The sequence below is a fragment of the Microcoleus sp. PH2017_09_SFU_O_A genome (genome assembly GCF_020738625.1).
Lineage (GTDB): Bacteria > Cyanobacteriota > Cyanobacteriia > Cyanobacteriales > Microcoleaceae > Microcoleus.
Genome location: NZ_JAEQCF010000041.1, coordinates 1 through 22,651, shown reverse-complemented (window position 1 = coordinate 22,651; position 22,651 = coordinate 1). Strand labels below are relative to the sequence as shown.

The 22,651-nt window shown below is 45.2% G+C and carries 16 protein-coding genes; 9 read left to right on the top strand and 7 right to left on the bottom strand.

Annotation, left to right across the window (positions count from 1 at the left end):
* Window positions 1-29 precede the first annotated feature (29 nt).
* Window positions 30-1,997 (top strand): hypothetical protein, encoded by a 1,968-nt coding sequence (locus JGK16_RS16765; protein ID WP_293191417.1) that lies wholly within the window; start codon window positions 30-32, stop codon window positions 1,995-1,997.
* A 284-nt stretch (window positions 1,998-2,281) separates the two neighbouring features.
* Here JGK16_RS16765 and JGK16_RS16760 read toward each other — a convergent pair whose 3' ends face one another.
* The gene (locus JGK16_RS16760; protein WP_293181785.1) at window positions 2,282-2,962 is read right to left on the bottom strand and encodes a class I SAM-dependent methyltransferase; all 681 of its coding nucleotides are present in this window, start codon (window positions 2,960-2,962) and stop codon (window positions 2,282-2,284) included.
* A gap of 263 nt (window positions 2,963-3,225) precedes the next feature.
* The gene (locus JGK16_RS16755; RefSeq protein ID WP_293191420.1) at window positions 3,226-4,404 is read right to left on the bottom strand and encodes a glycosyltransferase family 2 protein; all 1,179 of its coding nucleotides are present in this window, start codon (window positions 4,402-4,404) and stop codon (window positions 3,226-3,228) included.
* Between the two features lie 157 nt (window positions 4,405-4,561).
* On the opposite strand from JGK16_RS16755, the gene JGK16_RS16750 reads away from it, so the two are divergent.
* The 3 genes from JGK16_RS16750 (at window position 4,562) to glcD (ending at window position 7,590) form a co-directional block, all read left to right on the top strand.
* Window positions 4,562-4,954, top strand: coding sequence for a transporter (locus JGK16_RS16750; RefSeq protein WP_293150051.1), 393 nt, complete (start codon window positions 4,562-4,564; stop codon window positions 4,952-4,954).
* Between the two features lie 283 nt (window positions 4,955-5,237).
* On the top strand, window positions 5,238-6,101 hold the full coding sequence (locus JGK16_RS16745) for a DUF6671 family protein (RefSeq protein ID WP_293191423.1): 864 nt from the start codon (window positions 5,238-5,240) through the stop codon (window positions 6,099-6,101).
* Between the two features lie 13 nt (window positions 6,102-6,114).
* Window positions 6,115-7,590: a glycolate oxidase subunit GlcD gene (glcD, locus tag JGK16_RS16740; RefSeq protein WP_293181779.1), complete on the top strand. Its 1,476-nt coding sequence runs from the start codon at window positions 6,115-6,117 to the stop codon at window positions 7,588-7,590.
* 360 nt (window positions 7,591-7,950) lie between these two features.
* Here the strand turns inward: glcD and JGK16_RS16735 are convergent, their stop codons facing one another.
* Complete coding sequence (locus tag JGK16_RS16735; RefSeq protein WP_293191425.1) at window positions 7,951-9,768, bottom strand: PAS domain S-box protein; 1,818 nt, start codon at window positions 9,766-9,768, stop codon at window positions 7,951-7,953.
* Window positions 9,769-10,316: 548 nt separating this feature from the next.
* Between JGK16_RS16735 and purH the strand changes: the two genes are divergently transcribed.
* Together purH and JGK16_RS16725 are read left to right on the top strand one after the other, a co-directional pair.
* The gene (purH, locus tag JGK16_RS16730; protein WP_293181775.1) at window positions 10,317-11,861 is read left to right on the top strand and encodes a bifunctional phosphoribosylaminoimidazolecarboxamide formyltransferase/IMP cyclohydrolase; all 1,545 of its coding nucleotides are present in this window, start codon (window positions 10,317-10,319) and stop codon (window positions 11,859-11,861) included.
* A 296-nt stretch (window positions 11,862-12,157) separates the two neighbouring features.
* Window positions 12,158-13,108 carry a 2OG-Fe(II) oxygenase gene (locus JGK16_RS16725; protein WP_293181773.1) on the top strand — a complete coding sequence of 317 codons (951 nt, stop codon included), beginning with the start codon at window positions 12,158-12,160 and terminating at the stop codon, window positions 13,106-13,108.
* 232 nt (window positions 13,109-13,340) lie between these two features.
* Here the strand turns inward: JGK16_RS16725 and JGK16_RS16720 are convergent, their stop codons facing one another.
* The gene (locus tag JGK16_RS16720) at window positions 13,341-14,822 is read right to left on the bottom strand and encodes an ankyrin repeat domain-containing protein (protein WP_293181771.1); all 1,482 of its coding nucleotides are present in this window, start codon (window positions 14,820-14,822) and stop codon (window positions 13,341-13,343) included.
* A gap of 96 nt (window positions 14,823-14,918) precedes the next feature.
* Here JGK16_RS16720 and JGK16_RS16715 point away from each other — a divergent pair, with 96 nt between their 5' ends.
* From JGK16_RS16715 to JGK16_RS16705, 3 genes are all read left to right on the top strand, one after another.
* Window positions 14,919-15,389, top strand: a complete 471-nt coding sequence (locus tag JGK16_RS16715) for a DUF4079 domain-containing protein (RefSeq protein ID WP_293181769.1) — start codon at window positions 14,919-14,921, stop codon at window positions 15,387-15,389.
* Between the two features lie 464 nt (window positions 15,390-15,853).
* On the top strand, window positions 15,854-16,336 hold the full coding sequence (locus tag JGK16_RS16710; protein WP_293191427.1) for a type II toxin-antitoxin system antitoxin SocA domain-containing protein: 483 nt from the start codon (window positions 15,854-15,856) through the stop codon (window positions 16,334-16,336).
* Window positions 16,337-16,340: 4 nt separating this feature from the next.
* Window positions 16,341-16,955 carry a type II toxin-antitoxin system PemK/MazF family toxin gene (locus tag JGK16_RS16705; RefSeq protein ID WP_293181765.1) on the top strand — a complete coding sequence of 205 codons (615 nt, stop codon included), beginning with the start codon at window positions 16,341-16,343 and terminating at the stop codon, window positions 16,953-16,955.
* 459 nt (window positions 16,956-17,414) lie between these two features.
* Here the strand turns inward: JGK16_RS16705 and JGK16_RS16700 are convergent, their stop codons facing one another.
* The 3 genes from JGK16_RS16700 to hetZ form a co-directional block, all read right to left on the bottom strand.
* Window positions 17,415-19,808: a transglutaminaseTgpA domain-containing protein gene (locus JGK16_RS16700; protein WP_293191431.1), complete on the bottom strand. Its 2,394-nt coding sequence runs from the start codon at window positions 19,806-19,808 to the stop codon at window positions 17,415-17,417.
* 339 nt (window positions 19,809-20,147) lie between these two features.
* Complete coding sequence (locus tag JGK16_RS16695) at window positions 20,148-21,221, bottom strand: hypothetical protein (RefSeq protein WP_293181761.1); 1,074 nt, start codon at window positions 21,219-21,221, stop codon at window positions 20,148-20,150.
* Window positions 21,214-22,395, bottom strand: a complete 1,182-nt coding sequence (gene hetZ / locus JGK16_RS16690; RefSeq protein ID WP_293181759.1) for a heterocyst differentiation protein HetZ — start codon at window positions 22,393-22,395, stop codon at window positions 21,214-21,216. Before hetZ ends, JGK16_RS16695 begins: the two co-directional genes overlap by 8 nt.
* Window positions 22,396-22,651: the final 256 nt, after the last annotated feature.

Genomic DNA, 22,651 nt, shown 5'->3' with positions numbered 1-22,651 from the left:
ACTATTTAATAGATACAACTCCTACAGCAATGATGTCATACCTCATCTCATTTTCCTACGGTATTTGCCTGCTACTATCCCTCATCGGTTGGGGAAAAGTCTTCAACCACATCCTGTTTCCCAACCAGCGAATTGACTGGGGACAAAGAGCCGCTTGGGGTCTAGCTTTTAGCGTTCTAATTGGCGGCATCTTAAATGCAACCTGGACTATTTCCCAAACCACAATTCTATTTTTTTTAGGTTTGGGACTCATTTACTGTCTAGTAGATTTAATAAATCACAGACAATTAATTATTAATAATATCTGGCACTTATTTCAAGAATGCCGCAAAGATAAAGTCATCTTAGCAGCCATTGCCATAGTTAGTCTACTAATTTTAATTCAATACGCCGGATGGCTTTATACAGGTAGACACAACTTTGCAAATATGGTCTATGCTGACGGATTTAATACTAGCGACGACTACCACGGTTACTTAGTATTTCCCCACAAAATGCTGCAACTCGGTTCGATGGGTTCAGACCCTTTTAGCGAACGAAGAATAGTATCTTTAGGTGGGCAGTCATTTCTCCAAGCATTGATTTTAAGCGGACTTTCCGACACTAATCTCAACCTCATCGACCCCGCTTTGCCCCTGATAATTACTGTCGGACTAATCCTAGGATTTTTCAAAGAAAATAAAGTTTCAACCAAACGAATCGTCTTCACTATTTTATTCTTGCTTTTGATTCCACTTCCCAAGGCTAACACTACAAGTCTCATGCTGCCAGTCGCTTTATTTGTAAGTTTGTTCAGGACGCTTGACAGTAAAGAGATAGAACGCAACCATTGGGCGGCAAATGCTTGTATATTAGCTTTAATTGCAGCGGCTATTTGTGCTTTAAAATCATCGCTAATACCCGCCTGTGTCTTTCTATTTGCCACCAGCTATATTTGCTATTTAATTAGCTCCGAATCCAAACAAAAAGTTTTATTTGAATTGGTATTGACAACAGTATTAGTGGGAGTATTTCTACTGCCTTGGATGATTTCAATGTATCAATCCTCAGGCACTCTATTGTATCCTCTTTTGGGAAAAGGCTATCACGCCTCCGCCTACGGCATTACCTTCAAATCAGGTTCGACGTTATTAGGAACTGCGAAAAGCGCCATGAGAGCATTCCAAGGTATTTATGTTTTTATACTGATATTTCTCGGCTGTTTGAGCTTGAGCATCCGACCATGGAAGTTTGGCAATTTACCCGAAGAACCTTCGTTCTCGAACCGCCAAGCAGTTTTATCAATGACAATTGCAGCGGGATTGGCGACAATTGCTGTAGGTGTAATTACCGAAAATGCCGACCCTTTTCGCTATTCGTTTTCTCACCTTTTCCCAGCAATTTTAATATTGATCGCGGTAGCAATGACCGACACAGGAACATTAAACAAAAACGGAGCAGCCAACTTTTTTATTGCTGCTGTATTTTGTGCGGGGTTGGCAATTAGCTATAACTGGGCTATCACTAAACAGACTTACTCAGCTTATGTAAAAAATATAGAATTTGGGCTGACAAATCCATCATTAGTTACAGCAAAGCAAAAGTCGCAGTACGTAGCAATACAGGAGTCTGTGCCACAGGGAGAAACAGTTTTGACCAGACTAGATGCACCTTTTATCCTCGACTTCAAACGCAATCAAATTTTCCTAGCAGACTGGCCGGGGGGAGCAAGTTTGCCACCCGGTATGCCTGTATTCAAAGGCCCTGAAGCCTTAGCAAACTATTTAGTTTCAAAATCTATTCGATACATAGCTTATTCGTCTTGGAGTCTCAATCATCCCGCAGATGTAGATACTTCGGGGCCTGGATTGTCATCTTGGTTTCGACTGCAAGCAAAACTCTCTCACGATTTTCGCGATAACGTGCGGCAACTTGCAAAAAGTCGCAAAAAACTTTATGAAGACGGAGAAAATTTTGTGTTAGATTTGGGAACTAAAGCCATCTCTATGGGTTTGTAGTTCTGAACAGTTGCTAGAATCAAAGCAAGCTGAAAAAAGTCTTACATGATACGCTACTCATAGCAGTAAGGTACGCATTGCACACCCTACAATAACTTTACTCTTTAGTCCGCGGAGGCGGACTTCGTTTGTGTAGTAGCGGTTTCAACCGCCGAGTCTTAGGAATGAGAATTAAATAAGGATCGCAAATTAAATAATTTACACAAGTTTGTGGGATGGGCGGGACGCCCATCCCACAATAACAATTAAAATTGTAAGTTATTTAATTCGCGATCCTTATCTAATCAAAGGGGATTTTTAACATAAAAGAGCAGATTGGATATCAAACCGAGAAGCCGAAAATGTCTGGTAGAAACTTGAGCATCTGCTGGCAGCATCTTTAACACATCTTTCTCGGATAATAGGTTGAGATTCTCCTCTTTGGCAAAGAAGTTTTTGCCGAGCAATCTCAACAAAGCTCGAAACCAAGAAGGGGGAAACCAATGAATTAGGGGAACAGCAGTGTGGAATTCTACGGGATACCAGCGGTTGGGAGTGGTGATGCAACAAGTTTTGCCGACTCGGCAAAGTTCCCGAACAAAAGCTTTTTGCTGAGTCCTATTGCCGACGTGTTCGATTACGGCAAAACTCACGACTAAATCAAAACTTTTGTCGGGAAATGGTAAGGTCAACCCGTCGGAACGGACGTATGTTAAACCGGGATATTCTTCTTCTAAAAAGGCAGCATCTTCCATGCCGACTGCGGTTATTTTATGGGGGTATGGATAGAGTTTTTCAAAGAAATTGCAATCTTCGCGACGGTCGGAAGTTACTCCTACATCCAGGACGGTTGTGTCGTCGCTGGGATTGGCTAATCCCAGGAGCAAATCAAACATTTTTTGGCGGGCGTACCAAGATAGTTTAGTGGCGAAACCACCTAGCTTGGGGCCGATATACTCGCTGGAATTGTTTTCAGTTACTGTCATAGGATTTGAGGTTTTCGATGTACAGATTAGATGGGTGAAGTCTGATTGTTCCTGACCGCTTTAACGCAGCATTTGGACAAGTCTGTCGATTCTGAATTTTAAATTTTAGATTTTAGATTTACTCCACAGATGAATTGGGTAGCTTGAAATTTGGTCTAAAGTCTGGGGATATCCACTCCATGCGCCGACAGCCTGTATCTGTTTTTGGGCTGGTTCAAATTATCTTTGCTGACAATTGTAATAAGATTTGAGGTTGAATTATTTTACCTACGTTTTAAGCTCAGAACGCTGAGAAAAAAGCTAGACAGAACCATCTGCAAACCTACTGTCAGGCACGTGAGGGAGGGAATAACTAAACGGAGAGTTTTAGAGGAGTCTAGAGAACCGAAATCTGTTTTGCTCCAGATAGTTAATGACAAGAACGAGCCAATTATTCCGATTAATATTAGCGTGATTCCCACGATCAATCCTGTCTCTAGGGTGACATAGCGAAATATTTTGTTGAGTTTGGGGTCTTGCGGCAACAGTTTCTCGCTGATGGCGAAAATTTTGGTGAAGAAAGCGAATGTTACGGCTTGAAAACCGACGATAATTGCGATCGCAGCATACAATAGCGTATGTACATCAAAGCTGATGCTCCCGATTTTTTGAGTACCGGGCAACAGCCAAATGCCAACTATTAAACCCAACATCATCAGCCCCGTACCGGGATACAGAAACAGCCACCGGGGACTGTACAGCAGCAAAAATCGGAGGTGCCGCCAGCCATCTCGCCAAGTTCGCAGGTGTGGCGGGCGGCTGCGGCCGTCGGGAGAGAGTACGGTTGGGACTTCAGTTATCCCCAACTTGTACAGCGAGGCTTTGACGACCATTTCGCTGGCAAATTCCATACCGGTTGTTTGCAAGTCGAGTTTCAAAATTGAGTCTCTCCTGAAACCTCTGAGCCCGCAGTGAAAGTCGCCGGCGGGACTTGAAAAGAATAACCGCCCAACCCATGTCAGCACCGGATTTCCTAAATATTTGTGCAGCGGCGGCATGGCCCCTGGTTTGATGCCCCCTTGAAAGCGGTTTCCCATGACTAAATCGCAGCCTCCCCGCAATTTTTCGACAAAGGCGCCGAGGTGCGAAAAGTCGTAGCTGTCGTCAGCGTCGCCCATGATAATATAAACTCCGCGCGCCGCTACGATGCCTCCCATTAGGGCGCTGCCGTAGCCTTTGGCTGCTACGGGTACGACTCGGGCCCCCAATCGGGTGGCGATATCTTGAGAACCGTCAGTGCTGCCGTTGTCTGCTATGATGACCTCGCCGGCAATATTAAGTTCGCGCAGGGACTTCTGTGCCTTCTCGATACAGATTTCTAAAGTTTCTGCCTCGTTGAGGCAGGGCATGAGTATCGAGAGTTCGAGACTGTATTCCTCGCTGGTGTTGGTCTGTTCTGCCATATGTTTGTTCCAGGCGTTACTGGCGATCGACAATACTTACTGTTCCAGTATCTATGCTTAAATTATTAGTGGTGAAGAAAACTCAACAAAACTTAATTTAAGTTTTTCCAGTTTTTTGGAATGGCAATTTTTGCTGTAATATAGGTTACTTAAACTTATGAGTAGAAGCGTTTTTCTAGTTTTGCTCGCTGCTATTTTGTGCAGTGTTGTAGGTCAATTTAGTCTGAAAGCGGGAGCGAAAATATTAGGACCGATTGGCGCTGCTAATTTAGTTGAAAAAGTTATCGCAATGGCAACTCAGCCTTTGATAGTTGGAGGTCTGTGTTTGTATGCAGTTTCTTCGATCGGCTTTATCGTAGTTTTGTCTCGCGCCAACATTAGCATAGTCTCGCCTTTACTGTCAATTAGTTACTTGTTTACTGTTTTGGGTGGCAAAATTGTATTTGGCGAGCCTTTGCCACCGCTGCGGTTGGTAGGCGTGGGGCTAATTATGACGGGAGTAATTTTTGTACTCAGAGGTCAGGCTGGGGGAGTTACTGGCGGCAATTAACACGATTTGAGATTTGAGATTTGAGATTGAAGATTGAAGATTGAATAATTTTAGCGGTAGGGTGCCTCGCAATTAAAAATCCCTAGTATAAAATCGATCGTCTCATTGCGACGCACCTATGCCATCGCAAATTGAGCAAACCAACTCAAAAATTATGTTGTAGCAACAGTTGAGATGGTATAAGATTGATAATTGAGTGCTGAATTGATAATTTAGGTCGCAGGGTGTATGTGAGTCCTCTGTTATGAAATAATGCTGCAATATGTCTCTGTCCTCTGAGTCTATGAATCTACTTCAATTATTGAGATATCGCACCGCAGTTCTTGCTACTATGCACCAAAAAGAACGGGTGATGGCTCCCATTTTGGAACGAGAATTAGGCGTTATAATTAGCGTACCTGCGAATTTTGATACTGACGCATTCGGCACGTTCACTAGAGAAGTTAAGCGTTTAGGTACTCAAATAGAAGCGGCTCGCCAGAAAGCAGAAAAAGGTCTAGAAGTTGCGGGCGAAACTCTAGCATTTGCGAGCGAAGGTACTTTTGGCCCTCACCCAATGATGCCGTATCTGCCAGCCAACAGAGAAATTGTAATTTTATTAGATAGAGCTAACAATATCGAACTTGTCGGCGAATCTTTGTCATTGGAAACTAATTACAGTCACCAGTTAGTTGCAAGTATAGAAGAAGCCGAGGATTTTGCCCAAAAAGTTGGATTTCCCGAACACGGACTGGTTGTTGTAGTTGGCGATGCTGCACTAGGTAATGGGGAAATTGTCAAGGGCATTGCGACAGAAAAACAACTTTTTGATGCTGTATCAGCAGGCTTGAAAAAATCCTCAACTGGCAAAGTTCACGTCGAAACAGATATGCGGGCGATGTACAATCCCACTCGGATGAAAAACATCGAAAATGCAACTCTCGATTTAGTTAAAAAATTTAAGCAATTGTGCCCGGAGTGCGGTTGGCCGGGATTTGAGATTTCCCAGAGGAAAATGGGGTTGCCCTGCGGACTTTGCTATTTTCCGACTCAGCTAGTGCGATCGACAATTTATCTATGCAAAAACTGCGGTTATACTAAAGAAGAACTGTTTCCCGACGGTCGAGAGACTGCCGATCCCGGTCAGTGTCAGTATTGCAACCCTTAAAAATAAGTTACTAATGATAGCCGTAGCAACCGATCGCAACTGGAAACCCGTTATTAAAGAATTTGAGGCTGTAGTCGGCAAAAACGGCGTAGTGCAGCGCCGTGAAGAATTGATTGTCTACGAGTGCGATGGACTTGCTAGCTACCGCCAGCGCCCCGCCCTGGTGGTATTGCCGCGAACTACCGAGGAAGTGGCAAATGTGGTCAAAATCTGCGATCGCAATTCCATTCCCTGGGTGGCTAGAGGTGCGGGTACCGGGCTTTCCGGCGGCGCTTTACCTGTAGAAAACTGCGTGCTGATTGTCACAGCCCTGATGCGAAAAATCCTGAAAGTTGACTTAGAAAATCAGCAAGTAGTCGTACAACCGGGAGTAATTAATAACTGGGTAACGCAAGCAGTTAGCGGCGCAGGTTTTTACTACGCGCCCGATCCTTCCAGTCAAATTATTTGTTCGATTGGCGGCAACGTTGCCGAAAATTCTGGTGGCGTACACTGCCTCAAATATGGCGTGACAACCAATCACGTTTTAGGATTGAAATTGGTAATTCCCGACGGTTCAATTGTCGATGTCGGCGGCGAAATTCCCGAAATGCCAGGTTACGATTTAACTGGTGTATTTGTCGGTTCCGAAGGCACTTTAGGCATCGCCACAGAAGTTACTTTGCGAATCCTGAAAGCGCCGGAATCTATTTGCGTTCTGTTGGCAGATTTTCCTAGCATAGAAGCAGCGGGCGAATCGGTTTCCGATATTATCAGTGCTGGGATTATTCCCGGCGGCATGGAAATCATGGACAATATCAGCATTAATGCTGTGGAAGATGTCGTAGCAACTGGTTGTTATCCGCGCGATGCGGCAGCAATTCTGCTCGTAGAAATCGACGGTTTAGAAGTGGAAGTTGCTACAAATAAACAGCGAATTTCTGATATTTGCAAGCAGAATGGAGCGCGAAATATCACCACGGCTCACGATCCGGAAACGCGGATGAAAATTTGGAAAGGGCGGAAAGCTGCTTTTGCGGCGGCGGGTCATCTCAGCCCTGATTATTACGTGCAAGATGGGGTAATTCCGCGCACGCAAATGGCTTATGTTTTGAAAGAAATTGAGGGTTTGAGCGAGAAATACGGCTACCGAATTGCGAATGTATTTCATGCGGGAGATGGGAATTTGCACCCGCTGATTCTGTACGATAATTCGGTAAAAGGTGCGCTGGAAAAGGTGGAAGAATTGGGCGGGGAAATTCTCAGGCTGTGCGTGAAAGTTGGCGGCAGTCTTTCGGGGGAACACGGGATTGGTGCTGATAAGAAGTGTTTTATGCCGGATATGTTTTCGGAGGTAGATTTGGAGACGATGCAGTGGGTGCGTCACGTCTTTAATCCGAAAGGTTTGGCGAATCCTGGAAAGATGTTTCCGACTCCGAAGACTTGCGGGGAAGCGGCGAGGGCTAAGGTTGAAACTATGAAGAAGTTGGAGGGTGCGGAGGTTTTTTAAATCCCCAGATGCAGACGGCGGTTGAAACCGCGGCGACACAAGCGATGTCCGCGGAGGCGGGTTGAAGAGAGCAATTACCCAGATGCAGACGGCGGTTAAAACCGCGCCTACACAAACAAAACCCGCCTCCGCGGGTTGAAGAGAGCAATTACCCAGATGCAGACGGCGGTTGAAACCGCGCCTATAAAAACCTGTTAGCCTTCCCGAAGGGTAGTCCGCCGGACGCCGACGGAAAAGGGTAAAATAATTTTCATCGACTACTCTTCTCTTCAACCCGCGGAGGCGGGTTTTGCCTGTGTAGGCGCGGTTTCAACCGCCGTCTGCTGCATCTACAAACAATTTTTATTATGGCTAACCACACTAATGTGCGATCGGCATTTTGATAATAAATTCCGTGCCTTTGCCCAATTCCGAAGTACAATATAATTCTCCTTGATGTCTTTCTACAATAATTTGATAGCTAATTGACAAACCCATTCCCGTGCCTTTCCCAACGGGTTTGGTAGTAAAAAATGTATCGAATATGCGCTGCTTGACTTCCTCAGTTATTCCCGGCCCGGTGTCAGAAATTTTGATTTCTACAACATTGCCGATAACTTCGGTACAAATTCTAATCTGGCGGAAATTTTCCGGCATTTCTTGAAAATCTTCCCTAATGTTCGGATCGTCTAAAGCATCAATTGCATTGCTGAGAATATTCATAAAAACTTGATTTATCGGCCCGGCAAAACACTCTACAAGCGGCAAATTTCCGTATTCTTTGACAATTTGAATTGGCGGCATTTCGCCGTTTCCTTTCAAGCGGTGATTGAGAATTAACAGCGTGCTGTCAATACCTTCGTGGAGGTTAACTGGTTTCATCTGTGAATCGTCGTGCCGCGAAAAGTTCCGCAGCGACTGCACAATCTGGCAAATGCGATCGACGCCTACGCTCATTGAAGACATGATTTTGGGTAAATCTTCAGCTAAAAAGTCGAGATCGTTTTCTGCTGTTTCTTGCTGAATCTCAGCGACTGGATTGGGATAATTTTGTTGGTAAAGTTCTAGGAGGTGAAATAAGTCTTGGATATAATCTTTGAGGTAAGCGAGATTTCCGTGAATGAAGCTGACGGGGTTGTTGATTTCGTGAGCGACTCCGGCAATTAGCAATCCCAAACTGGACATTTTTTCGCTTTGAACTAATTGGGAATGAGTATTTTTTAGTTCGTCAAGTGCTGCTGCTAGTTGTGCTGATTGTTCTCTGCTTTGTGCTTCGGAATTTCGCAAGGATTCTTCGGCTTGTTTGCGATCTGTGATGTCTCTCTGTACGCCGATGAAATGAGTTAATTTGCCTTTTTTGTCGCGCACTGGAGAGATTGAGAAAGAATTCCAGAAAATTGTTCCGTCTTTGCGGTAATTCTTTAATATTACCTGACATTCGCTTTCGGTTGTCAAGGCTTGGCGGATTATTTCTAGTGCCTCGGAATCGGTATCGCTTCCTTGCAAAAATCGCGAGTTTTTCCCGATAATTTCTTCCCGTCGATAGCCTGTCATGCTTTCAAAGGCGGGATTGCAATAAATAATTGGATGTTCTGGATCGGTGGCGTCAGCAATGGTAACTCCGGTGCTGGTAGCAGCCATAGCCCGATCGTACAACCAAAGCATTTCTTCTGCGCGCTTGCGATCGGTAACGTCCCGCAACGTGGCTAAATAAGCCATTTCTCCCTCCCATTCTGTTTCCACCACCCGCATTTCTACTACAGCATTTGCTTTGTGCTGGCGAATAGCTTCAACTTCTGTTTGCACGACGCGCATTCCTGCTGCTTCTGTTTCTCCAACTTGGGGAATAATATCCGTGTCCATCTCAATGTCGCAAGCTGAACCTTCTACTACCAAATTGCCAAAAAATGCTTGGCCTAAAAGTTGCTCTGCTTTGCAGTTAAAGAGCGCTTCTGCTGACGGGTTGGCAAAGCAGACAATCCCTTGCTTGTTGACGATTGCGATACCGTCGGCATTTTTGGCGATCGCATTCCGAAACCGAGATTCGCTAGCTTTTAAATCGTGTTCTAACTGTTCAATTGCTTCTTGCATTTTTTGCATTTCGCAAATACTAATACTGTCAGATTGTCCAAAATTGGCTTCTATGCAATCATCGGCTATTTTTTGGGGTAACTCTTGACAGTCCATTCTATTGTTCATATTTTTAGAAAGTGTTTTGTGGGTACTTCTAATATTACTGACCTTATTTTCTGAATCAGCTTCATGAAAAAACATATTTAAACCTACCATTTTTTTATTAAGGTGTTGCGATCGCGAAATTTTTATTTTAATCTAGGCAGAAAACAATTTCCCTTCGATGCTAACACATTACTTTTATAATTCATCCTAAAATATCTTTGAGATTTAATATCTATCTCCATGGAATGATCTATTCCACTTGAGTAAGTAATTTCAACAACATCGGGATTTACGTAGTTGGCAAACTAACCATTAAGGCGAGAAATGGCTTCAATCAGCCTCCTAGGGGACAAAATAACACTATCGACTCCCCCTATTCTAAATATTTAGAAGCAATTGCCAAGTATAAATTATTATATGATTTTGAAGTAAGTTCGCTGGCTCACAAGCAGGCTCATGCTTTAACTCTCAGGAAATAATCACAATTACCAATTAGCAAAATATCTACCTGCGGACAGATTTGATATACAATGTAACCTGTCTATTTTTGCGATCGCAATTTCAAACCAATGGCACGTCTAGCACTTCTGAGCGTATCCAATAAAACCGGGCTAATCGACTTAGCGCGCAGTCTAGTAGAAGAATTTGAATTTGACATAATTAGCAGCGGCGGGACAGCAAGCGCCCTCAAAGAAGCAGGAATCCCTGTCACGAAAGTTGCGGAATATACTGGTTCTCCCGAAATTTTGGGCGGGCGAGTCAAAACACTTCACCCGCGAATCCACGGAGGTATTTTAGCACGCCGCGATGTAGCGCAAGACCTCGCGGATTTAACGGAAAATCAAATTCGGGCGATCGATCTAGTTGTAGTCAATTTGTATCCATTTGAACAGACTATTGCCAAACCTGGAGTTACTCTAGCAGACGCAATTGAGAATATAGATATCGGCGGGCCGGCGATGCTGAGGGCTTCAGCTAAAAATCACGCTCATTTGACAGTTTTGTGCAATCCAGAACAGTACAATACTTATTTAGGAGAACTTCGGCAAAACGGCGCGGAAGCATCCTTAGAGTTTCGGCAAAAATGTGCGTTAGAAACATTTCAGCATACAGCAAATTACGATCGCGCGATCGCAAATTATCTCAGCAGCCAATCCGAGCCAGAATCGAAGCTACCACAGGAGTTTAGCGTATCGGGAACAGAGCTGCAAACACTCCGCTACGGCGAAAACCCCCACCAAGCCGCCACCTGGTATCAAAGCGGAAATGCACCGACAGGCTGGACAACTAGCACCATCCTGCAAGGCAAAGAATTGAGCTACAATAATTTAGTAGATTTAGAAGCAGCAAGGCGGCTAATTGTAGAATTTCCCGAGACTCCCGCCGCCGCGATTTTGAAGCATACAAATCCTTGCGGTACAGCCTTGGGCTCGACTATTTCGGAAGCGTATCAAAAAGCTTTTGACACGGATTCAGTCTCAGCTTTTGGCGGAATTGTTGCCCTGAATCGCCCGATTGATGCTGCTACTGCAACGGCGCTAACTAAGACATTTTTAGAGTGTATTGTCGCCCCAGGCTGCGAACCGGAAGCGGAAGAAATTATCAAGAAAAAGGCGAAAGTTCGAGTATTGATTTTGCCGGATTTGAATCGAGGGCCAGCGCAAACTGTGAAAGTAATTGCAGGCGGTTTGCTGGTGCAAGAATCGGATAATGTAGTAGAAGAAACTAGCAAATGGCGCGCCGTTACCGAGAAGCAACCGACGGCGGGAGAGTGGGAAGAATTGCTGTTTGCTTGGAAAGTAGCGAAACACGTTAAATCAAATGCGATCGTTGTGACGCGCGATCGCACTACAATCGGTGTCGGCGCCGGACAAATGAACCGCGTCGGATCGGTTAAACTAGCGTTGGAACAAGCGGGAGAGAAGAGTAAAGGAGCGATTTTGGCTAGCGATGGCTTCTTCCCCTTCGACGATTCCGTAAAAACGGCGGCTGAGGCGGGGATAATTGCGATCGTCCAACCGGGAGGAAGTATGCGCGATAAAGATTCGATCGCAGCAGCCAACCAACTCGGAATCACCATGGTTTTCACTGATATCCGCCACTTCTTGCATTAGGAATAATGCCTAGCAATTCTTAATTGTGTAGCCTATGATAGGGATACAATAGTGTTCGCCGGTGTCAACTTAAGTCTAAAATTCTTTGTATCTCTCGTTGGTATCCGAGTCTAGATCCCCCTAAATCCCCCTTAAGAAGGGGGACTTTGAGAATACTCTTATCCTTACTAAGACGGGAGACTTTGATACTCTTGTCCCCCCCTTCTTAAGGGGGGCTAGGGGGGATCGAGAAGACTGTGACACCAATCAACACTATTATGTCCTAACGAGTTCCCAGTTGCGTCCTTAAAAAAATTATGACTTACAGTGAACAGCAAATTAAACCCCAAGACGTAAAAGTTAAAATCCTGCTTACCGGCGGACATCAGTGCACTATTACGCTCAAATCCGACACACCATTATTGCACAACCTTGTCAAAGCATTAGTCGATCGCCAGCAACAGACAGTAGGTTTTTCCACCTTATTCCAAATCCCCATAGACGACGGGCGTTCCAGCCTTTCGTTTCCCGCCGAACATCTCGTCGGATTAGTCACCGAACCCCCAATTTTCTTGCAGCAACCGCAACCGCAGCAGCCAGCAATCCCCCTAGAAATTATCCCAGAAATTCCCCCAGAAATTCCCGCAGAAATTCCCGCCCCTGCACCCGTAAATGACGATTTAATATCTCGCTACGCCCAAATAGATAACTTTTTGACAACCGCAGAAAAGAACAAACTAATCAAATATGTTTTAGCCAAAGAGTCAGAATTTGTAACTACCAGTACCTCAACAAATGCCGAAGATTACCGTCGCTCAATGGTGCTCCACTCCTTCCCGGAATTTTCTACACTGATGGTGAATCGCATTAAAGCAATTCTCCCCGATGTGCTGCGTAAATTAAATATCCCAGCATTTGCGCTTGGTGACATAGAAGCTCAGTTAACTATGCACAATGACAACAACTTTTATAAACTTCACAACGACAGCGGTTCGCCAGATACCGCAAGCAGATTTTTTACTTACGTTTATTATTTCAACCGAGAACCTAAGGCTTTTTCAGGCGGGGAATTGCTGATTTACGATAGCAAAGTCGAGAACAATTTTTATGTTGCAGATGAGACATTCAGAACGGTTGAACCTCGGAATAATAGTATTGTATTTTTTCTGAGTCGCTATATGCACGAAGTTTTGCGAGTTAGCTGTCCCTCTAAAGCTTTTGCTGATAGTAGGTTTACTATTAATGGCTGGGTGCGTAAAGCCGATTGAGACAAGATTTGCGGGTTAAGATAAAACGGCGGTTGAAACCGCGTCTACAAAAACAAAACCCGCCTCCGCGGGTTGAAGAATGGATGGTTAACATTACGTTTTTTCTTGACACAGCATTTTCTTCAGTCCGCGGAGGCGGACTTGGTTTGTATAGACGCGGTTTCAACCGCCGTCTGGTTGGTTTGTATAGACGCGGTTTCAACCGCCGTCTGCATCTCCCACGATGCGATATTTACTCCTGAGCTCCGGCATTTTTGAGCAATTTCACGACAGTGGAATAACCTTTAAATTCAGCTAACATTAAAGCTGTATAATTTCCCGGATTTTTGTGATTTAACTCTGCACCAGCAGCGATTAAAATCTCTACAGCATCAGCATAACCGCGATGGGCGGCCCACATCACAGCGGTTGCGCCGGATTCATCGAGCAAGTTGACATCTGCACCTTTTTCGACTAATATTTTGACGATCGCCATATAACCGCGATCGCACGCCTTCATTAAAGCAGTTTTCCCCAAATCCGCCGGGATATTCGGATCTGCACCGCCGTCAAGCAAGGCTTTCACCGTTTCAGTATGTCCGTGAAACGCAGCTAGAGTCAAAGCTGTCTCGCCAAAGTTTTTAGCATTCAGGAAATCTGGACGATTTGAGTTTACTTTTTGCAGCAAAGCGGATACGATCGCACTGTGACCGTGAACAGCCGCCACCAGCAAAGGCGTATCGCCCAACCGATTTCTCGAACCGACATAAGCACCTCGGTTTAACAGCAATTCCACCACATCTTGACAGCCTTCAACCACGGCAAAATTCAACGCAGTTTCGTCATCTCTGTCCTTCGCGTTGAGATCCGCGCCAGCATCTAGTAAGATATGTGCGATTGGCAAATTTCCCCCAGCAGCCGCCGCCATCAAAGCCGTCCCGCCATCTCCACTTTTGACATTCGCATTAGCACCCGCAGCCAGCAAAACTCGCACCGCATCAACATTACCGCAATCCGCAGCCAAAGTTAAAGCAGTTTCGCCCTCTTTGTCGGGAATTTCCAAATCAGCACCAGCGGCTAGCAGCGTCTCGACTACCGCCAAATTATCCGCCGTAGCAGCCAGCATCAAAGGAGTTTTGCTCCTCTGATTTTTAAGATTAACATCCGCAGCGCGATCGAGCAAAATTCGGACAATTTTAGCGCTACCTTGACTAATAGCTGAAAATAGCATAGAATTATCAGCAACAGCACCCGCATCAGCCAAAGCTTGAACAACAGCTTCGTGTCCCGACAAAGCAGCTATTTTCAGAGCCGAATCTCCATCTTTATCTCGGACATTCACATCAGCCTTAGCATCAAGTAACAGCCGGACAACATTGATATCACCTTTGAGAGAAGCCGCCATCAAAGCCGTACTTCCATCATCATTTTTAGCATCAACATCAGCACCCGCAGCCAACAACAGCCGCATAACATCAGCCTGTTTGTTAGCCGCAGCCAACATCAAAGCCGTGAGGCCAAAACGTCTGCTTGCGAGGTTGACATTAGCGTCATTGTTTAGTAAAATACGCACGATTTCCGTATAGCCCTTTTGGGCGACAAACATCAAAGCCGTCGTCCCCTCAGAGTCTTTGGCGTTAGCGTCAACGCCCTTAGCGAGTAAGGCTTGGACGTGAATAATGTTGCCAGTCTTGGCAGCTTGGATCAATACAGCGTCTTGTTTAGTGGCAGGCATAATAGTCTCTCATACCGTATATTTGTACCGTCGCACGAGACGGACTTACTGGTATGCTAAGTTTTATGAAGTATGTTTACTAATCCTGAGAACACTATGAATCTGGAAATTCCGCAGTCTGTGAAAGTTTGGAGTCAATTCTTCCACCCAGTTTTAATGTGGGTATTGCTAGCAATCTCATTTTATGCTTTGTATCTGGGAATTCAAATCCGCCGTACCAGAAGTGCGGAAGGTGATGTCAAGAAAGAGTTAATTAAGGGCAAATTCAATATCAAGCACCATCAGATGGGCTCTTTGCTGCTAGGCTTGATGGTAACAGGTGCGATCGGCGGAATGGCCGTCACCTACATCAACAACGGCAAACTATTTGTCGCCCCGCACCTAGTAGCAGGCTTGGGAATGACCGCTATAATTGCCATTTCAGCGTCTCTGACTCCGTTCATGCAAAAAGGTCAAAATTGGGCGAGATACACTCACATCGTTCTAAATGTGGGGCTGTTGGGGCTATTTGGCTGGCAGGCGGTAACAGGTGTAGAAATCGTGCAAAGAATCATCAGTAAAATGTAACGTTTAAAGTACGATTCAGGACTTGCGCGCGGGTGTCCAGAAACCGGGTTTTTCACGCGTTTACTTCGCTGTAGGCGTAAATTCTGCTAAAAACCCGGTTTCTTTAATCGCAGTGCGTAGCTTCTGAAAAGTAACACTCGTAGGGTGCGTCGCCATGGATAATCCCTCGATCAAAATCGACAATCTCATAGCGACGCACCTTGGTTATTAAACAGTTGAATAAACAACCCTATCTTTTAGTCTTTCCCAACAGTCGTAAGCTACATCGCCCTCAGATTATCGATGGAATTAATTAATTTTTATAATAGCGACGCACCTATAGCGGTTCTCAAGCGTGGTGAGGTATGCCTGCGTGCCCGGTTTCGCCTATGCCCTATGCCCTATGCCCTATGCCCTATGCCCTATGCCCTATTCTGGATAGTACCTCATCTTTCGCTTGAAAGGCTATACAAAGAATCAAAGCCATGCTAGAAACCCTCATCAAGTATTTTGTTTACACCACCAAAGGTCATATTACAAAAAACCAATTAATCAAATTCTTATATTTAGCCGACCTTTATGCTGTCAAATGGACAAACAAACAACTTACGCAGCTCAATTGGCGTTATTATCACTATAGCCCTTGGAACGAAGACATAATAGTCGCCTTAAATCAAATGAATGGCAAAACAATTGTTCAAGAATTTGTGGGAGAAACTATATTTATCCGACTTGGTGCCGAAGCAGGTAATATCGATGATTTAGAATTACCTGTAGGACTAAAACTAATGCTAGAAAACATTCGGAAAGAATGGGCAGGTTCAGGACAGGATAAAATCCAGAAGTTGCTAAAGTATGTGTACAGCACTGCGCCAATGATTGAGGTTAAAGATAGCCATCAACAAGATCAAGTGGTGAGGCTGAATCTAGAGACAGAAAGACAAAAATTAATCAATGAATTAGGGTGATAATGTGGCTGGAAAAACACCTCGTCAAGGTTGGATTTATTTAGTGAATCCCCAGAAAGTATCTCTTCGTTGCCAACACAATCATAATCACATTTATGATTTAAGTCAACCAGACGAGATGGAATGCAAGACAGTTGATTGTAAACTAATAGTTAATTATAGTAGGGTTTTGCGGGGAGAGCATCATTATCTCTTTTGGGAAATCGACCAATTTCAAGATAAGTCTGAATGCTTACAAACTTTTACCGTGATTCCCTTAACTTTCCAAGAAACCTGTAAAGGTTTGCCAACAGCGTATCCGATTAACTCGACTAGCAAAAATGGTCTCGATCGCAATTCATTGGCTTTAGTGCATCAGATATGTACTATTGATGCTAATTGTTTTAAGGACTCCCAAGGGAATTGGTTTGAGCGAGTTGGACAAGTGGATAAAGGAGATAAGGAGTCGATAGAAGAACGTTTAAAGTATTTTTTGAATCTGGAGAATGATTCTAGTGATGATTGGTTGATCGAGAATGTGTCTGTGGAAGTTTTAGAGAAAGTTTTTGATTATTTGCCGAAGGACATGACGAAAAAGATTGATTTAGAAAAAGTCATAAGCGATCTAGAATTATGGTAAGATTAATTATCTCTGAACTTGCACTTAATATAGCCATCAGAATATAGTCCCAACCACAGAAAGATAAAACTTCTTCATTTCTGAGAGAAGAGCATTAACCCAACCGTATTGAGTTATCAATTGTCATTGCGAGGGACGAAGCAATCGCAATATCTATTTTTCATGGGTTTTCCCTGGGTGCGGAATGGGGGCTATAAACCCTAATACAATTGGTTTGATCGTTGGGAATGCGAGTCCTCTGATTGATGCGGACTTGCATTCCTCACTACGAACCTTTGAGTCTTCTGATTGATGCGGACTTGCATTCCTCATTACGAACCTTTGAGTCTTCTGATTGATGCGGACTTGCATTCGTCACTACGAACCTTTGAGTCTTCTGATTGATGCGGACTTGCATTCCTCATTACGAACCTTTGAGTCTTCTGATTGATGCGGACTTGCATTCCTCACTACGAACCTTTACTTGAGGTTGGGCGTTGTGAACTTTGAAAACCAGCGGTTTTTCAGTTTCTTTAAGTGCGATCGCCTTAAATTATCCACCAACCGCCGCAACTGATCCAAATTTCCCGCTTCGCCACCGTACTTCCACCGCACGTAAGCTTGCGAAACTTCCTCAATTACCTCAGCTTCATCGGTTGCATGATGGCCGCGCATTGCCTCAGCATACTCCAAAGGCGTTTGAGCTTTCTGCTTGGCAAATCCCCGACTCGCCAAATCCTTCAACATTTGCTGATAAACCCCCTCTACCGGCGGTAACTTACCCAGCCAACGCCGATAGCGCCACTTGCGCCACCCTTGCCAAATTAACCAGCCAATGAAGCCAAAGCCGATCGCACCAATCAACCCAGTAAACAACCCAACCCAACCCTTAGCAAACTGTCCCAGAAACCAGCCCAGAATCAAAGTTATCCAGCCAATCGCAAAACTGATAACTGAATCCAGCCCGCTTCTCAGAGGCGTCGGTAGCCAACCTGCGATCCACTTCCAAAACCATTCCAGCGCACTAAAAGTCTGGTTGTCTTCCACCGAAGCCGGCATCAACGGATAACCTGGAATCGGATTAAAACCAAACCAGCCGTAATTGGGAAAATATACTTCCGTCATCATGAAAGCGTCGGTATTTTTTACCACATACAAACCAGTAAACGGGTTGAACTCCCCCGTATCGAAACCGCCAGCCACTCGCGCCGGAATCCCGATCGATCTAAGCATAATTGCCAGTACCGTCGAAAAATGGTCGGGATATCCGCCTGTAACCTTTTTACCGTCTTGCGTGTTTTGATAGCCAAACAGAAAACCTTCGACTAAATCTTCTGTTTCTTCCAAGTAAGGCAAAGCTTTTACAAGTTTATAATTCGGATTTTGCTTCAAATATTGAGCTAAATACAAAGCTTTTTCGTAGGGAGAATCGATCGCCCTGTCTGACTTAGCTACTCTTGTTCTCGCCAACAAAATTTCTTCTGTTTTTTCTCGCACCTTGGCGGCAATTTTCGGCGGCACGTCCAAATAGAACTTGCGAATATTTTTCGGATAATTAGTACCAGTTTGCCCCAACCCGGAACGATCGCGAACAGGTACATTAGAAATCACCGTATAAGTCAAACCTTCCCGCAATTCCACAGGCGATCGCAAACCGCCCTCCGCATCCACCGCCACATCCATCGTCGGAAAATACAGTTCCTTCGGCTTAGCCAAAGCCGGAATCAAATTCGGCAACTGAGCAATAATAGTATAACTTTGAATCACCTCTTGAATCCGAGGCGCATTCGGAAAAGGATTCAGATAAAATTGAAAAGACCACCTAGGTCTATTCACCTTTTCAGCTCGATCGTTGCGAGAAATTTCCCAACCCTGACCAGTATACTTGTCAAAGCCCAACACCCGCCAAAAACCCGCCGCTTGCGATCGCACGCGCATCACCACTTGGGGTTTCATTTCCCCCCGCAAATTCTGATTGATGCGCTGGTTGAAACCGTAATAAAAAGTAGAGTCCACCTCTCCTGGCCCTTTGTCTGGGTTTCTCCCCCTTCCTCCGCCACTTCCTTGTTCATTTCCCCCTCTGACATACCCCGGATTTAAAATGCTGCGCGAGTCAAACTCCCCCTGATATTGAATGGGAGCACTGACAGGAAAAGTCCGCAACTGATAGCCCGGGAGGCGCGGCAAAAACGCAAAAATAGTCAGCCCCAACCCGAGAGTTATCGCTAGCAGCCAACCAAAATACTTGGGGGATAGAGTAGCAGCAAATAGTGACCAGTTCTTATTTTTGGCTGCACCTTCTACTTTCTGCTTGCTATCGTCTGCCTTGGAAAGTCCCAAGCGCGATCGATAATCCAACACCAAAGTCGGCAGCGCTAAAGCCAAAAACACCACTAGCAACGGCCCAAAAGTCAGCGTTTGACTGATAGTCGCCGCTACACTCAACAAAATCAACCCGATGACGATCGAATAGCCCAAATCTTTGCGGCGCGGCAAATCGAAGCTGTGCAGCACTTGAATGTGAATTAACAGTTGCGCCAAAACTAACCGGGTATCGTTCAATTCTCCTACCAAACGGGTAAAAAAAGCCAACAGCGCCACCAGCATGGCAATAGCTATGCAGAACTTAGCAGCCACATTGCGATCGCGGCGGCGGTACCAACTCCAAGTTGCCCCCACAATGCTAACAGGCACAGCCCACAGGTTCAGCGCTTCTTCAGCAGCAACGTCTGTCGCCACAATGCCCACAATTACCAACAACTGAACCAGGATTCGCAGCAGCAAAGAATCCTCAATCACCGGCGGAGGCATCGCCTCAATCTGCTCCCACAGCTTACCCAAAACAGGTATCTTTCGCAGGTTATCAGTTGTCATGTGCACCCATCCAACGATTTTAGATTTTAGATTTTAGATTTTAGATTGAATCCACAGATAAATCTGAGAGGGCTTTAACTAAAATCTAATTTTTTTTGCTTTTCACGAGCGAGGTCGGGGGATTGAATTTGTTTGTGTGTGAGGTCAAACCCTAGAGGAAAAACATACATTATTTACTCTAATTTTACCAGAAAGACTTGGCTTAAAGCCTCTCCCTTGTAGGGATAAAATAAAATTAGAGTATTCATTACTCCAATCTTCTTCATTCCAGGTAGAGGTAGCTGTCAACTGTCAACTGTCAACTGTCAACTATCAACTGTCAACTGTCAACTAAACTTTCTAGTTGCTATCTTGTCCTGACAAAACTGGACGAATAGCAAACATCAGAGGTCTAGTCTCGAAGTTTTGGAATCGAACTTCTAAGGCATAAATCTTATCCGGTTGCGGATCGAACAACTCCACACTTAAATGCCCGGAATTCGGACGATGTGCAGTTGCTTCGGCATCTCCTCCCTTGAGTTCCAAACTTCCTCCCCCAGGAAATTCGCATTCAACTCTTAAACACGGCCTTGGTGGTTCTGTATTGCGGTTGGACAGGTATTGAGCTTGCAGAGTCAGCGAACCCAAAGCTGTCAACCATTCTCGGGAAACCGGCGGCTGATTTACAGGACAATCCAAAGTTAGAGAGTCAATGATTTCTCGGGCGGCCAACAGCGACATGAGCATTTGTTGATCGGTAGTTGCCACTTCGTAATTCGGTAAATCTTCTACTTCTGAAGCTGTAATTCCTCTTGTCGCACCCAGAAGTACCATACCAGCTAATTCGTTAAGTTCCTGAGACTGGTCTGGAAACAAGCTATCTACAGCGCGGACTAACTTTGCTCCTTCCCGCAGTGACAACATTACCAATTCCTGACAAGGTTCTAGCAGTTGAGCAAAAACCCCTTGGGCGATCGGAATTGGCAGGCGACCCCATCTAATATTTTGTAGTTGGGGAGTCCAGATGTGTAGGGGGGGAACCCATTGGGGGGCTACATCGTCTGGGTAGTCGTGGTCGTAACTTTTAATTTCTGTTTCCCAGGGGAACAGAGGCGGGTTGGATTCGATTTCGGCTCTAAGCCTTTCTTTTAACAAGGTCTGAAAACGGTCTTGCACGGTCGGTATATCTCCAATAGTCAGCGGTTGTGCGGGTGCATTGCTGTGCCCCCTCACTTGATAATCCAGCGGGTCTGGTTCGTCCCATTCCCAGTATTCCACCCCAGAATTGTCTTCGTTGCCCCACTCTTCTGAAGAAGGGGGCAGATTGAAGTTCTCCTCATCTTCGCTAGAGGCATTCTCGATCGGCGCCTGCAATACCCAGTCTAAGAAATGGCGCTCGAAAGCCTCTGCATCCCTGTTCGTTTCGTTATTCATCACTAGATGCCCCTTCTCCGGAATCTGAACGATTTCGTAATTCCCAGGCAAGTTCGAGTAATTTAAACCACCGTTTCTGTACCTGGGCTACCGTGCTGCCGAGGGTTTGCGCGATCGCTGACTCCGACAGACCCTGTTGCTTCAACTTTAACAAACGCTGCCCCTCTGGCCCGATTTGGTCGCCAAATATCTGCCACTGGGAAGGCAGCAAACCCAGATTTTTATCTAAGTCTGCTTCCAGCCACTGGTGAACCAGTTCCCAGCGGTGCGACATGGCAAACCTGAGCAAATGGTACTTAAAGCGTTGCTGCAAATAGTCTCTTTGACGGGGAGTTATGTTTAGAAGCGACTCTATTTCATTAGTCGGCAAGTCTTGCAAGCGCAATATGAAATAATCAGCGCATTCTTGTTGGTTGCGCTCTTTCAAATACGCCACTAATTCATCAATCACATTTTGCCGCAGAGATTCTGACTCTTCGCCTTGAGGGCGAATTGCCGAGGAACCCTGTCCTGCCATCGCTTCCCGCACCGAGTGCACCGACGTGTCGTTCCAAGTTTGGTCGGAATCTGAAGCCCCTCCATCGGCGGCTTGTTCCATATCCACGGAGGTTTCTTTGGGTTGCTGCTGGGAAAAAGTTTGGGCCCGCAAAATAATTAGTTGCTGGCTCCGGTTGCGAGGCAAAGGAATGCGTCGCTTGCCAAAACGCTCTACAAAGGCCATGTACTCTGCTAGTTCTAAGCGAGTGCGAGGACTGTAGGTAGGTGGCAGTTCGGTTTCCCGCCGGAATGCCTTTAAAGCTTCCAGATAAAATCCTTGCAAGAAATCTTTGATCAGTTCTACTCGCGCCTGATAGCTAGACTGCACCTGTGGAGGGGTGATGTAGCGATAGACGATCGCGCTGAGGGTACTGTGCAATTCTACTCGCCCGGGCCCGGAGCCTAAAGTGTAATAGTGGAGGCATTGTTGCAAGCGGTGCTGAGCTAGACTCTGGGCTGAACCCTCTATGTCTCCCGAGTTTTGAATTCTCTGACTTTCTGTGCATATCCTGTTGACTTCTGCTGCGAGTCGCCCTGCTACATCTTGGCAATTCTGCTCAGACGCGCGAGTGGACTTTTTGAGTTCGTCTAACAGCAGTTGAAATATGGTTTCCACGCTCTGGCAGATTTCCCGCATGATTGTTTACAGCTCACATTGAAATTAGCACAGTTAGTAGCAGTATGGAGATTTTTTTTCTACCGCTACTTGCTCCGGTATTTCCGGCACAGGACAAACTGCAATGTCCTCGATCTCCTGTTCTACAAAAATTAGGGGGTTAGAGCCTCGTCCTTCCAGGACTACTTTATTCTAGAAATCCTGTTGCCATTTTGTAGAAATTGGGTAAAATCAAACAAGGAGGTGATGCAAGTGTTCAATCTGACTTATGAATTCA

Coding starts and splice junctions, on each gene's coding strand:
- JGK16_RS16715 (WP_293181769.1), top strand. CDS start 14,919: ATGAATCTGGAAATTCCGCAGTCTGTGAAAGTTTGGAGTCAATTCTTC.
- JGK16_RS16760 (WP_293181785.1), bottom strand. CDS start 2,962: ATGACAGTAACTGAAAACAATTCCAGCGAGTATATCGGCCCCAAGCTA.
- JGK16_RS16720 (WP_293181771.1), bottom strand. CDS start 14,822: ATGCCTGCCACTAAACAAGACGCTGTATTGATCCAAGCTGCCAAGACT.
- JGK16_RS16755 (WP_293191420.1), bottom strand. CDS start 4,404: ATGGCAGAACAGACCAACACCAGCGAGGAATACAGTCTCGAACTCTCG.
- purH (WP_293181775.1), top strand. CDS start 10,317: ATGGCACGTCTAGCACTTCTGAGCGTATCCAATAAAACCGGGCTAATC.
- JGK16_RS16710 (WP_293191427.1), top strand. CDS start 15,854: ATGCTAGAAACCCTCATCAAGTATTTTGTTTACACCACCAAAGGTCAT.
- hetZ (WP_293181759.1), bottom strand. CDS start 22,395: ATGCGGGAAATCTGCCAGAGCGTGGAAACCATATTTCAACTGCTGTTA.
- JGK16_RS16700 (WP_293191431.1), bottom strand. CDS start 19,808: ATGACAACTGATAACCTGCGAAAGATACCTGTTTTGGGTAAGCTGTGG.
- glcD (WP_293181779.1), top strand. CDS start 6,115: ATGATAGCCGTAGCAACCGATCGCAACTGGAAACCCGTTATTAAAGAA.
- JGK16_RS16695 (WP_293181761.1), bottom strand. CDS start 21,221: ATGAATAACGAAACGAACAGGGATGCAGAGGCTTTCGAGCGCCATTTC.
- JGK16_RS16725 (WP_293181773.1), top strand. CDS start 12,158: ATGACTTACAGTGAACAGCAAATTAAACCCCAAGACGTAAAAGTTAAA.
- JGK16_RS16745 (WP_293191423.1), top strand. CDS start 5,238: ATGAATCTACTTCAATTATTGAGATATCGCACCGCAGTTCTTGCTACT.
- JGK16_RS16765 (WP_293191417.1), top strand. CDS start 30: ATGATGTCATACCTCATCTCATTTTCCTACGGTATTTGCCTGCTACTA.
- JGK16_RS16750 (WP_293150051.1), top strand. CDS start 4,562: ATGAGTAGAAGCGTTTTTCTAGTTTTGCTCGCTGCTATTTTGTGCAGT.
- JGK16_RS16735 (WP_293191425.1), bottom strand. CDS start 9,768: ATGAACAATAGAATGGACTGTCAAGAGTTACCCCAAAAAATAGCCGAT.